The following is a 12,415-nucleotide window of genomic DNA, read 5'->3' as shown; positions in this document are numbered from 1 at the left end:
TGAGGAAGCCCCGGCGCGAAAGGCCTGCGATTAGAACAGGCGTTCCTTGTAGTTGGACTTGTCGGCCAGAACCATTCCGTTGCCGACCACCAGCAGGCCCTTGCCGGCACCCTTGGTGACGGTGACCTTGTTGTAGCCATCGACGCCGAGATCCATGCCGTCGGTCACCTGCTTCTTCTCGACGAGAAGACGGGCAACCGCGTTCATGGCCATGCCCGCATTCTTCGGGTCCCAGAAGCCGATGGCGGTGATGGCGCCGGATTCCAGGAGGTCGGCCGAGGGGTTCGGCAGTCCGGTGCCCACCAGGCACACCTTGCCGGAGAGGCCAGCCTCGTCGATGGCACGGCCGACGCCCAGCACGTCATTGCCGGCCGAGGTCTGGAAGCCCTTGATGTCGGGGTGCTTGCGCAGGATTTCCTTGGCCTTCTCGTAGGTGGCGTTGGCGTCGTCGAACGACTCGTTGTTCTTGTCCACGAGCTGCATGTCCGCGTATTTCGCGGCATTCTTCTCGCCCGCCCCCACCCACTGCAGATGCGTGCGGCTGCCGAGCGAGCCGACGAAGGTCGTCCACTTGCCGGACTTGCCCATGCATTCGGCGAGACGCTCGTTCAGCGCCGTGCCGTAGTCGTCGTTGTTGAAGGCTTCGACATCGGCCTGCGTGTTGACCTGGTTGTCGGCCTCATGCGTCACCACGACGATTCCACGGTCCATGGCGCGCTTCAGCGTGCCTTCGAGGACCTGCGGGTCCATGGGCACCACGGCAAGAGCGTCGACGCCCTTGGCGATGAGATCCTGCACGATCTGGAGCTGCTGGGCAGCGTCCGCCGTCGCAGGGCCGCTCTGGCTGGCCACCACGTCGGGGTTCTTCTGCTGGTATTCCTGCACGCCGACATTCATGCGGGCGAACCACGGAATGCCCGAGATCTTCACGACCGTGGCGATGACGGGCTTTTTCTCCTGCGCCATCAGCGAACCGACGGAGCCTGCCGCGACCACCGCGGCGATCACGGAGCCGGCGAGAATCCTGGCTTTCACTCCCATAACGTCCTCCATTGTTATTGCTTGATGTTGCTGCCTTCGCCTGCCGCGCGGGGTGCGCGCGCCAGGGCGGCCTGTTGGCCACTGCCCCGGAAGGCAAAGCCGATGAGGTCAAACCGCGCGACAGCGAGGAAGGCGAGCAGCAGCGCGCCCCAGGCGAAGTCACGCACGAAGTTCGAGAGGCCGCCGAAGTTCAGCATGCTGGACAACAGCTGCAGGGCGATGGCGGCAAGCACGACATTGGCGACGCGGCCGTAGCCGCCTTCGGGGCGCACGCCGGCCATCACCGCGATCAGGATGGCGATGAGCAGGTAGGACGTGCCGTAATCCCATTTCACGTTGACGTTGCGGGCGGCGATGATGACGCCGGCAAGGCCCGACAAGGTGCCGCTGATGGCGTAGGTGGCGATCACCACGCGGTCGGTCGGGAAGCCGGCATATTCCGCGGCCTTGGGATTGGTGCCCATCAGCATCAGCCAAAAGCCGAAGCGCGTGTAGCGCAGCACGGCGGCGATGAGCAGCGCGGCTGCGATGTAGATCAGGAAGCTGATCGGCAGCTCGAGAATATAGCCGTTGCCGATGCTGGACAGCGGTTCCGGGCTACCCACCGTCACGGCGCGGCCTGCGGACACCACGACGGCGAGGCCGGTAAAGGCCATCTGCGTGCCGAGCGTGCAGAGGATGGGGGTGATGCCGAGCTTCGAGATCAGCACGCCGTTGATGACGCCGCCTGCCAGTCCGATGAGCACGGCACCCGCGATGAACGCCACGGAGAACGCGAATTCGTTCTCGACGCTGGAGAACATCCCCGCCACCACAACCGCGGAGAGGACGCCCGACAGATTGGCCAGCGAGATCCCGGACAGGTCGATGCCGCCATTGCCCGCGCACATGGCCAGCATGACGCCGATGGCGAGCAGGCCGATCTCCGGCAACTGGTTGGCCATGGACTGCAGGTTGAAGATCGACAGGAAGGAGCCGCCCGAGATGGCAGCGCCGGCCGCGAGCAGGAGGAGGTTTATCGCAACGAGTACGATTATGTGCCCTCGGGTCTTAGGCAGGTCCGCCTCCGTTTAGTAAACTTTCTTCTTCTTTACTAAAAGAATTAGCAGAGCTATGTACAGGCTGCAAGGCTGTTGCGCGGCTGGAGCGGGGCAGAAGCCACGTTCGGACGCTTCGCCTTTCGGCTAATGCAGCAAAGCGGGGTTCCACGGTGCTGTCCACCGGCTTCATCTGGAGAGGGTTCGCCGTGCGGGACGGAGCGGAATGACAGCTCAGAAAGGTGTCGTTCCCCCGACGATCCGGGACGTTGCGCGCGTTGCAGGCGTATCGCCCGCGACCGTGTCTCTCGTCTTGAACGGGAAGGGGGAGATTTCCGAAGGCACCCGGGTGCGGGTGCTAAAGGCGGTCGAAAGCCTGTCCTACACGCCGCGTCCCTCGAAGAGCCGCGGGGAGGCAAGCCGTATCCTGCGCTTCCTCAAGATCGCCAAGCACGGCCACACCGTGAACCGCGACCACAGCAACTTCATTTCGGACTACATCGACGGCATGTCCATGGAGGCGCGGCGCCGGGGCTATTCGCTGGAGGTGTTCAGCCACGAGGAGCAACCGGTCAGCGTGATCGCGGACCAGGTATCCAGCGCCTCCGTAAACGGCCTGATCGTCCTTGGAACGGAGTTGAGTGAAAGCGACATAGCCACGATCCAGGCTGTGGGCCGCCCGACCATCTTCATCGACACGTTCTACGACGTAGCGGATGCGAGCTTCGTCAACATGAACAATGAGGACGCGGTCCACACCGTCCTCGCTCGGTTCAAGGACGAAGGGTTCCGGCGCATCGGCTTCGTGGCGAGCCATGTCGAGACCACCAATTTCCGCCTTCGGCGGGACGCGTTCTTCAAGAACATGGAGAGGCTGGACCTGCCGGTGGGCGCGGCCGACGTCCTGTCGGTCGAGTCCACGTCGGACGGTGCCTATGCCGATACGATGACGCTCCTGAAGTCGGGCGCGGAACTGGCGGAATGCTATTTCTGCACGAACGACGTGATCGCGTTCGGTTTCATGAAGGCGCTGCGGGAGCACGGCCTGCGCATCCCGGACGATGTCTCGATCATCGGATTCGACAACCTGCCGCAAAGCGCAACGATCCACCCGCCGCTGACGACCATCGACGTGTCCAAGCGCAAGATCGGCTACCTGGCCGTCACCCTGCTCGACGACATGATCAACGCCACGGAAGCGCAGCCCGCTGTGAAGATCCAGGTCGGCGCTCGGCTGATCGCGCGCGACAGCGACCGCTGCACCAATGCGACTGCCGGAGCAGCCTGACACCCGCCTGCGGCAACCGAAGATCACGACACGCACCAGCAAGGGACCATCACCATGGAATACAGGGCGCTTGGCCGGTCGGGCCTGAAGGTTTCGGCCCTCAGCATGGGCACCTTCTCCTTCGGCGGGGAGGGCGATTTCGCGATGGTGGCGAAGCAAAGCGTGTCGGACGCGCGGCGGCTCGTGGACACCTGCATTGATGGCGGCATCAACCTGTTCGACACGTCGAACATGTATTCGATGGGGCGCTCGGAAGAGATCCTCGGCGAGGTGCTTGAAGGCCGGCGCGACGACGTTCTGATCTGCTCGAAGGCCCGCATGCGCATCGGCGGCGGCCCGAACGACGAGGGCGTCTCGCGCCATCACCTGATCCGCGAATGCGAGCGCAGCCTGAAGCGGCTGCGCACCGACCATGTCGACATCTACCTGATGCACGAGTGGGACGGCCTCACCCCTCTCGAGGAGATGCTGTCGGCGCTCGATACACTCGTCCAGCAGGGCAAGGTCCGCTACACCGGCTGCTCCAATTATTCGGGCTGGCACGTGATGAAGGCGCTGGGCATTTCCGAGCGCCGGAACCTGCAGCGCTTCGTGGCCCAGCAGATCCACTACACGCTGGAGGCGCGCGAGGCGGAATACGAGCTGCTGCCGATCTCCGTAGACCAGGGGTTGGGCGTGATGGTGTGGAGCCCGCTTGCGGCGGGCCTCCTGTCCGGTGCTTTCGGCCGCGACCGTGCACCGGAGATTTCGCGTCAGGCGGCGGGCTGGAGCGAGCCGCCGATCCGGGACGAGGAACGGCTGTGGAGCATCGTGGACGTGCTCGACACAATCGCGAAGGAGCGCGGTGTCTCCGTGGCGCAGGTGTCCCTGGCCTGGACTTTGTCACGCCCCGGCGTTGCAACCCTCGTGGTCGGCGGGCTGACCGAACAGCACTTCCGCGACAGCATGGCGGCCGCCGAGCTGAAGCTCTCCGGGGATGAACTGGACCGGCTGAACCGCGCCAGCCGCCCGGCTTACATCTATCCCTATTGGCACCAGCACAATTTCGCCGCCGACCGCTTCAGCGCCGGGGACTGGGCTCTGCACGACAGCTATCGCGATCTCGGGAAGATCTAGGCGAGGCATCGCTCATGAAAAAAGGGCCGCTGCGACACGGGTGTCGAGCGGCCCTGCTGATGGAAATCCGGGTGGAAACCAGCCCGTGCATCTTGCGCAGTCGACATTCGGGCGCAATCCGTAGAAGTCCGGAGTAAGTCGCCCCGCCCGACTAGGAGGCGTCGATTTCCGAGGCACGGCGGCGGCGGTTCGGGCGGGAACGCGCGAGCTGGCGTCCGCCCAGCAAGGTGCCGACGATGGTGACGATCAGCACGATGACGACGGGGCCGATGAGCGAGCCCATGCCGCCGCCCATCTCCTCCATCCCCTTGGCGCCGACCCAGCCGGGGGTCAGCATCACAGGTGCCCAGATGGCGGCCGACACCACATTGGCGATCTGGAAGCGCTTCTGGTCCATGCGCATCATGCCCGCCACGAGCGGCACCGTGGACCGGAGCGGGCCCAGGAAGCGGCCGAGGAAGACGGCGGCGAAGCCGTATTTGCGGAAGAAGAGCCGCGTCCTGGCGATAGCCTGCCGATAGCGGCGCAGCAGCTTGTGGTGCACGAGGCCCGGTCCGAACTTGCGGCCGATGATGTAGGAGATCACGTCGCCGCAGACGGCGCCCAGGATCGCTCCGATGATCACCGGAACGGGGCCGATCACGCCGGTGCCGATGAGCCCGCCGATGAGGACCATGGCCGCTGTCGCGGGGATCAGGATGCCTACCAGCACGAGCGACTCGCCGAAGGCGATGAGGAAGACGATCACCCCGCTCCAAGCCTGATGGGTGTGGATGAACTGCTCAAGCTGCGCGATCATTGTTTCCATCGCTCACCCATATACCAGCGGCTGCCCGGCCCATAGTGACTGTTGCGTGTCACTCCGCGTCATCGGACACCATGCACCTGTTCACGCGACCTGGGACATCCGGCCGGAAGCCGCCCGCTGCAGCCCCAGTTTGCGCAGGAGCGCCAGAATGAAGACGGCGGTGAGGATGAGCACGATGGTCGGCGCGGGCGCGCTGTCGAGAAAGAAGCTCGCATAGGTGCCGGCGATCATCGCGCCGGTACAGACCACGGTCGCCACCACCAGCATCCGCCCGAAGGAGCGCGCCAGCAGGAACGCGATGGCGCCCGGCGTGACGAGAAGGGCCACGGCGAGGATCAGCCCCACGGAAGACAGCGTGCCGACGATGGTCAGGGACAGCAGCGCCAGCAGTCCATAGTGCAGCCACGAGGTGCGCAGGCCCGAAGTCTGCGCCTGCGCGGGGTCGAACACGAAGAGCAGGAAGTCCCGCCATTTCAGGACGAGGACCGCCGTGACGATCAGGCCGATCACGCCGGAGGTGACGAGGTCCTCGGTACCCACGCCCAGCATATTGCCGAAGAGCACATGGTCGAGATGCTCGTTGGTGGTGATCGAGGTGTAGAGCACGATGCCAAGCCCGAACATGCCGGAGAACACCACGCCCATCACGGTGTCCTGCTTGATGCGGCTGTTGTCCGAGAGGTAGCCCGTCGCGACCGAACACAGCATTCCGGCGGCGAAGGCCCCGATGATCAGCGGGATGTTGAAGATCCAGGCCAGCACCACGCCGGGAAGCACTGCGTGGCTGACGGCGTCGCCCATCAGCGCCCAGCCCTTCAGCACGAGATAGCAGGACAAGAGAGCTGTCGGCACGGCTACGAGGATGCAGATCAGGAAGGCGTTCTGCATGAAGGGGAAGCCGAACGGCAGCAGGGCGGCATCGAGGCTCACGACGTGCCCCCCACAGGGCCGGGCTCGCCTGCAAGCGCTTCACGCGCACGGGTCCGCGCCGCAAGGAGTCCGTGCTTCGGCGCCAGCAGGAAGGCCGCGAGGAAGATCAGCGTCTGCAGCACAACGATGATGCCGCCCGTCGCGCCATCGAGGAAGTAGCTGGCATAGGCGCCGACAAAGCTCGTGACCGTGCCGATGGCGACCGAGAGCAGGATCAGGCGCGGAAAGCGATCGCACAGCAGGTAGGCCGTGGCGCCGGGTGTCACCACCATGGCGATCACGAGGAATGCGCCGACCGTCTGCATGGCGGCGACGACGGCGGCCGACAGCAGCATGAAGAACACGGCCTTCAGGAGGCCCGGCCGCAAGCCGATGGAACGTGCATGGTTCTCGTCGAAGAAGACGACCATCAGGTCCTTCCACTTCGCCGCCAGCACCGCCAGACACACGACGCCGATGATCGCCAGTTGCAGCGTGTCCTCGGGCGTGATCGCGAGGATGTTGCCGAAGGTGATCGTCTGGATGCTGACCGCGACCGGGCTGATCGAGATCATGAAGAGGCCGAGGCCGAAGAAGGAGGTGAAGATGATGCCGATCACGACATCGACCTTCAGCCCCGAGCGCTCGGACAGGAGCAGCATGGCCGCCGCGGCGAGCCCACCCGAGAGGAACGCGCCGACCGCGAAGGGCAGGCCCAGCATGTAGGCCGCCGCGACGCCGGGCACCACGGAATGGCTCAGCGCATCGCCGATCAGCGACCAGCCCTTCAGCACCAGATAGGAGGAGAGGAAGGCGCACACACCGCCGACAAGTGCGCTGACCCACATCGCGTTGACCATGTAGCCATAGCCGAAGGGCTGGAGCAGCAGCTCGGTCATTGCGCTGCTTCACCGCTGCTGCGCCGGGCGCAGTCGCCATACTGGACGTAAGGCCGCTCATCGTCCGTGATGATGCGAACCTCGCGCGTGTCTTCGTCGTCGTGAAGGGCCTTGGCCGTCAAGGTGAAGTGGCGGAGCACGCCCCCGAAGGCGAGTTCGAGATTGTCGCGGGTGAACACGTCTTCGGTGAGGCCCGAGGCCAGCACGGTGCCTTTCACCAGCACGGTGCGATCACAGAACTCCGGCACGGAGCCGAGATTGTGGGTGGAGACCAGCATGACCCTGCCCTCGTCCCGCAACTCGCGCAGCAGGGCCACGATCTGGTCCTCCGACTTCACGTCCACGCCGGTGAAGGGCTCGTCCAGCAGGATGACGCGCCCGTCCTGCGCCAGCGCCCGGGCAAGGAAGACCCGCTTGCGCTGCCCGCCGGAAAGCTCACCGATCTGCCGCGAACGCAGCGCGGTCATGTCGACGCGCGCCAAGGCGTCGTCGACGGCGCGGCGGTCGGCTGAGGATGGGCGGCGCAGGAAGCCCATATGGCCGTAGCGCCCCATCATCACGACGTCTTCTACCAGAACGGGGAAGCTCCAGTCGACTTCCTCGGCCTGCGGAACATAGGCGACGAGGTTCTCCCGCAGCGCTTGCCGCACCGTGCGGCCGAGAAGCCGGATCTCTCCGCGTGCGGCCGGCACGAAGCCCATGACCGCCTTGAACAAGGTGGACTTGCCGGCGCCATTCACGCCGACCAGAGCGGTTATGGTGCCCGCCGGAATTGAAAAGCTGGCATCGCGCAGGGCCGTGTGGCCGTTCCGGTATGTGACGGTGAGGTCCCGAACAACGATGCCGTCCTCGGCAGGCGGAGCATGCGCGACGCCAGGCATTTCCGGCGCATCGCCATCAAGGTTCAGCTTCATTCGGCAGCCTTCGTTGTGAGGCCGTCGGCGACGGTCTGCGATGTCACGCGCAGCAGGTCCAGATAAGTGGGCACCGGGCCATCGGGGCCGCTCAGGGAGTCCACATAGAGCACGCCGCCGAAGCGTGCTCCGGTTTCCCGAGCCACCTGTTCGGCGGGCGCGGTGCTCACGGTGCTTTCGCAGAACACCACCGGGATCTTGTTGGCTTTCACGCCGTCGATGACCTTGCGCACCTGCTGCGGCGTTCCTGTCTGGTCGGCATTGATGGGCCAGAGATAGAGCTCCTTCAGCCCGAGGTCGCGGGCGAGGTAGCTGAAAGCCCCTTCGCAGCTCACGAGCCAGCGCTGCTCTTCGGGCACGGAGGCAAGGCGCGCCCGCACCGGCTCGATGGTGGCGCGGATCTTCGCCTTGTAGGCTTCCGCATTGGCCGCGTAGGTCGCGGCGTTGGCGGGATCATGTTTGCTGAGGGCCGCCGCGATGTTGTCCACGTAGATGAGGCCTTCGGCCGGAGCCATCCAGGCATGCGGGTTCGCCGCGCCCTTGTAGGACCCGTCCGAGATCGGGATCGGCTTGATGCCGTCGCTCAGGGTGGCGGAGGGCACCTCGCCCATATTGCGCAGGAATTGCTCGAACCATCGCTCGAGGTTGAGCCCGTTCCTGAGAACGAGCTGTGCGTCGCCCGCCGAGACGATGTCGCGGGGCGTGGGCTCATAGCCGTGGATTTCCGCGCCGGGCTTGGTGATGGAGACCACCTCGGCGGCATTGCCGGCCACGTTGCGGGTCATGTCAGCCAGCACGGTGAAGGTGGTGACCACCTTGAAGGGCTTCGCAGGCGCTTGTGCCGCCGCCGTTCCGGCCCACGCCACGGAGATGGCAACAGCGAACACCAGACCTCGCGAAACCAACATGCCTGCCCTCCAACCCATCATATGAGAATGATATTGCGAAGCATTCTCAATAAGCAAGTAGCCGCCCGGCTTTGTTGTTGAATTCGATCAGGAAGCGAGCACCAGAGGCATACGGATAGGGCGCCGGCCGATGCCAGCGCCCTGCGATCAGAGCATTGATTCCCAACCATCCGCCGTTCAGGGGCTCGGAGGCGGCGACTGCTCAGCGCGCTCGGCGCCGTAAGGCAGCACAGCGGGTGCGACCTCGAGTGGTGACGGAGCGGGAGCCGCGCTGCCCGGGTTCGTGCCGGCAGGTGGAGCGCCGGCTGCAGCGGAGGTTCCGGCGGCACCTGCGTCCACATGATCGGTTGCGAGGGGGGCGGGGCTGATCGTGCCATCGGCTGCCGCCACGCGCCACACGGTGTTGCCGGCATCGTCCGCCACCAGAAGGGCGCCCGTGCCGTCTATGCCGACGCCGACCGGTCGCCCATGCGCCTTGTCTCCGTCAATGAAGCCGGTGACGACATCCTGCGCCTTGCCATTCGGCTTTCCGTTTTCGAACGGCACATAGCTGACCTTGTAGCCATTGAACGCCGTACGGTTCCAGCTGCCGTGCTGGCCGATGAACGCGCCATTGGCATATTGCGCCGGCAGCGCCGAGCCCATGGAGAAGGTCATGCCCAGAGCCGCGACATGGCTGGAGAGCGCGTAGTCGGGAGCAATTGCGCGCTGCACCATGTCCGGACGGGGCGGGTAGACGCGCTCGTCGACATGATTGCCGTAATAGCTCCACGGCCAGCCGTAAAAGGCGCCGTCCTGCACCGAGGTCATGTAGTCCGGCACGAGGTTCGGCCCGAGTTCGTCGCGCTCGTTGATCACGGCCCAGAGCGTGCCGGTTTGTGGATGCACGGTCAGGCCGTTGGGATTGCGCAGGCCCGATGCGAAGACGCGGCTGGCGCCGGTCTGGCGGTCGATCTGCCAGATGGCGGCGCGGCCCTTCTCCGCTTCGAGCCCGTTCTCCACGATATTGGAGTTCGATCCCACGGAGGCGTAGAGGAAGCGGCCGTCCGGACTGAGCGACAGATCCTTGGTCCAGTGATGGTTCAGCGGGCCACCTGGCAGTGGGGCCAGCACGCGCGGCGCAGCGGAGATGGCGGTCTGCCCGAGCGGGTAGGGATAGGCCAGCACGGCGTCGGCGGCGGCCACGTAAAGCGTGTCGTCCGCCCAGGCGACGCCGAACGGGGAGTGCAGTTCTTTCAGAAGATCATGGCGCTCATCGACCTGTCCGTCGCGATTGGTGTCGCGCAGCAACGTGATGATGTTGCTGGGCTTCTGGTCGGCTCCGGTGTCGCCATGCGCGATGGACATGATCCAGCCGCGGATGATGTCCTTGGGGCGTACCTTTGGCTCGCCGGCGGGCGAGCGCGACTGGACGACAAGCACGTCGCCGTTGGGCAGGGTGTGCACCGTGCGCGGATTGACGAGATCCTTCGCATAGACTGTGACCTTGAGGCCCTCCGGCACTTTGGGCGTCTGCCCGTCGGACCATCCGATCACCTCGGCGACCTTCAGGTCGGGCAGCAGCGGCGAGTCGGTCTCGGGCAGGACCGGGTTCGGCCCGATCTGCTGGGTGGTATCGAATTCCTGGGCGTGGCCGGCTGTCGCGAGCGCGAAAACGCAGGTGCCCGCAAGTGCGGCGATGCGGAAGGAGCGGGTGCGATTAGCCATTGTGGACGGCTCCTGATGCGCGGCGGACGGAGAGCTTTCCCACCAGCCCGGTGACGATCATCACGGCGACCGTAGTGGCGGACAGGATGAGCCCGTCGAAGACCACCGCCGTCCAGCCGTCGCGGGCATGGACAAGGCTGTTGATGAAGGCGAGCACCAGAACGACGAGCATGCCGATGACGCGAAGCCACCCACCGCCCGGCGCCGTGCGGGATGTCCTGAACTGCGCGATAATCTCGGCCAGCAGCACGAAACCGCCGACGACAAGCCCCGCGAACAGCAGCCATTCCGAGAAGTTCTGCCATTGCAGGTTCCCGGTTCGCCAATACGCGATGTCGTTCATGAGCGTTCCGATGAAGCAGGCGCTGGGGAACGACACGAAGGTGGAGTACAGGGGATGGGCCGCGATTGCGGCGCTCGGCCCGTGATAGGCATGGTTCATCTGGCGTCTCGATCCGGCTGGGGCAGCCGGTAAAGATACGAATGGCGGGCCATCCGGGTTCCGCGTTCGGGGTGTCGGCCATTCGTTGGATCGCTATCGAACGGGGCTCATGTCAGAGGACGCTGCACGATGGATGAAGAGATGCCGGCCAGGCGGATGAACCCTGCAGCCCCTGCTTGCGGCATCTGGGCCGTCCTCGTTCTGGCGGTCTGCTGCGCAGCCGTGCCGACGCGGGCGCAAGAGGGTGCAGACATCCGCAAGACGGTGGATGATGCCGCCGGGTCTCTCATGGCCGCGCACGATGTGCCCGGCATGGCCATCGCCGTGACCGCCGGGGCAAGATCCCGCATCTTCACCTATGGCGTTGCCACCCGCGAGACGGACGCTCCCGTGACGGAGGGCACGCTGTTCGAGATCGGGTCGGTCAGCAAGACCTTCACCGCTACGCTCGCCTCGCTTGCGGAGGTGCAGGGAAAGATGTCCCTGGGCGATCATCCCGGCAGATACGTGCCTGAGCTTCGCGGAGCGCCCGTAGACAAGGCAAGCCTGCTCCACCTCGGGACATACACGGCAGGCGGCCTGCCCCTGCAGTTCCCGGACACCGTCCGCACGGACAAGGAGACGAAGGTCTATCTGCGGACGTGGAAACCGGACGCGGCACCCGGTACGCAACGCCGCTACTCCAACCCCAGCATCGGGCTGCTGGGGCACGTCACCGGGGTCGCCCTCGGCAGCGATTATGCGACTGCGGTGGAGGCCGACCTGTTCCCGAGGCTTGGCATGAGCCAGAGCTATGTCCGTGTGCCCAAGAGCGCGATGGGCAGCTACGCCCAGGGCTACACCAAGGACGACAAGCCAATCCGCATAACCGGAGGCATGTTCGGCGCGGAGGCCTATGGCGTCCGGTCGACCGCCGGGGACATGATCCGGTTCGTGGAAGCCAACATCACGCCGGAAGTCCTAGATGGGGAAATCCGCCGCGCCGTTGAGAACACCCATATCGGCTTCTTCCGGACGGCGGGGATGACGCAGGGCCTAGGATGGGAGCAGTATCCCTATCCCGTGTCCCTGGAGTCGTTGCTGGCGGGCAATTCCACTCAGATGATCTGGGAGCCCAACCCGGCCACGGAGATCGTTCCGCCGCGAAAGCCCGAAGGGCCGACCTTGTTCAACAAGACAGGATCGACGAACGGCTTCAGCGCCTATGTCGCCTTCTTCCCGGACAAGAAGATCGGGCTGGTCATGCTGGCGAACAAGAACTTCCCCATCCCGGCTCGCATTAAGGCGGCGCACAGAATATTGGAGCAGCTTGCTCGCGGCGGGGATTGAGCGCCTGCTCCTTGTGG

The 12,415-nt window shown here is 65.1% G+C and carries 12 protein-coding genes; 3 read left to right on the top strand and 9 right to left on the bottom strand.

The features are described from left to right. Positions 1–30: 30 nt before the first annotated feature. Both SCD90_RS02790 and SCD90_RS02785 read right to left on the bottom strand, forming a co-directional pair. The gene (locus tag SCD90_RS02790) at positions 31–1,041 is read right to left on the bottom strand and encodes a substrate-binding domain-containing protein (protein WP_319843091.1); all 1,011 of its coding nucleotides are present in this window, start codon (positions 1,039–1,041) and stop codon (positions 31–33) included. A 14-nt stretch (positions 1,042–1,055) separates the two neighbouring features. After that, positions 1,056–2,099: an ABC transporter permease gene (locus tag SCD90_RS02785; RefSeq protein ID WP_425265632.1), complete on the bottom strand. Its 1,044-nt coding sequence runs from the start codon at positions 2,097–2,099 to the stop codon at positions 1,056–1,058. Positions 2,100–2,304: 205 nt separating this feature from the next. Here SCD90_RS02785 and SCD90_RS02780 point away from each other — a divergent pair, with 205 nt between their 5' ends. Together SCD90_RS02780 and SCD90_RS02775 are read left to right on the top strand one after the other, a co-directional pair. Continuing rightward, positions 2,305–3,366, top strand: coding sequence for a LacI family DNA-binding transcriptional regulator (locus SCD90_RS02780; RefSeq protein ID WP_319843089.1), 1,062 nt, complete (start codon positions 2,305–2,307; stop codon positions 3,364–3,366). Between the two features lie 54 nt (positions 3,367–3,420). Continuing rightward, entirely contained in the window at positions 3,421–4,482 is a 1,062-nt protein-coding gene (locus SCD90_RS02775; RefSeq protein ID WP_319843088.1) for an aldo/keto reductase, read from the top strand. Positions 4,483–4,633: 151 nt separating this feature from the next. Here SCD90_RS02775 and SCD90_RS02770 read toward each other — a convergent pair whose 3' ends face one another. The 7 genes from SCD90_RS02770 to SCD90_RS02740 form a co-directional block, all read right to left on the bottom strand. Continuing rightward, a complete protein-coding gene (locus SCD90_RS02770; protein ID WP_319843087.1) occupies positions 4,634–5,290 on the bottom strand; it encodes a DedA family protein in 657 nt (218 codons plus the stop codon). Positions 5,291–5,371: 81 nt separating this feature from the next. After that, positions 5,372–6,220, bottom strand: a complete 849-nt coding sequence (locus SCD90_RS02765) for a metal ABC transporter permease (RefSeq protein WP_319843086.1) — start codon at positions 6,218–6,220, stop codon at positions 5,372–5,374. Continuing rightward, on the bottom strand, positions 6,217–7,098 hold the full coding sequence (locus SCD90_RS02760) for a metal ABC transporter permease (protein ID WP_319843085.1): 882 nt from the start codon (positions 7,096–7,098) through the stop codon (positions 6,217–6,219). The genes SCD90_RS02765 and SCD90_RS02760 overlap by 4 nt, the downstream gene beginning before the upstream one ends. Next, entirely contained in the window at positions 7,095–8,006 is a 912-nt protein-coding gene (locus tag SCD90_RS02755; RefSeq protein ID WP_425265631.1) for a manganese/iron ABC transporter ATP-binding protein, read from the bottom strand. Before SCD90_RS02755 ends, SCD90_RS02760 begins: the two co-directional genes overlap by 4 nt. 2 nt (positions 8,007–8,008) lie before the next feature. Continuing rightward, on the bottom strand, positions 8,009–8,920 hold the full coding sequence (locus tag SCD90_RS02750; RefSeq protein WP_319843084.1) for a metal ABC transporter substrate-binding protein: 912 nt from the start codon (positions 8,918–8,920) through the stop codon (positions 8,009–8,011). A gap of 177 nt (positions 8,921–9,097) precedes the next feature. Next, a complete protein-coding gene (locus tag SCD90_RS02745; RefSeq protein WP_319843083.1) occupies positions 9,098–10,627 on the bottom strand; it encodes a PQQ-dependent sugar dehydrogenase in 1,530 nt (509 codons plus the stop codon). Beyond that, the gene (locus tag SCD90_RS02740; protein WP_319843082.1) at positions 10,620–11,069 is read right to left on the bottom strand and encodes a DUF2231 domain-containing protein; all 450 of its coding nucleotides are present in this window, start codon (positions 11,067–11,069) and stop codon (positions 10,620–10,622) included. Before SCD90_RS02740 ends, SCD90_RS02745 begins: the two co-directional genes overlap by 8 nt. A 156-nt stretch (positions 11,070–11,225) precedes the next feature. On the opposite strand from SCD90_RS02740, the gene ampC reads away from it, so the two are divergent. Continuing rightward, entirely contained in the window at positions 11,226–12,398 is a 1,173-nt protein-coding gene (gene ampC, locus SCD90_RS02735) for a class C beta-lactamase (protein ID WP_425265630.1), read from the top strand. Positions 12,399–12,415 lie beyond the last annotated feature (17 nt).

Origin of the sequence: Terrihabitans rhizophilus (genome assembly GCF_033898525.1) — a bacterium.
GTDB classification, from domain to species: Bacteria; Pseudomonadota; Alphaproteobacteria; order Rhizobiales; family Methylopilaceae; genus Flaviflagellibacter; species Flaviflagellibacter rhizophilus.
Note: the sequence above shows the minus strand (reverse complement) of the source record. Positions and strands in the feature narration are given on the sequence as shown.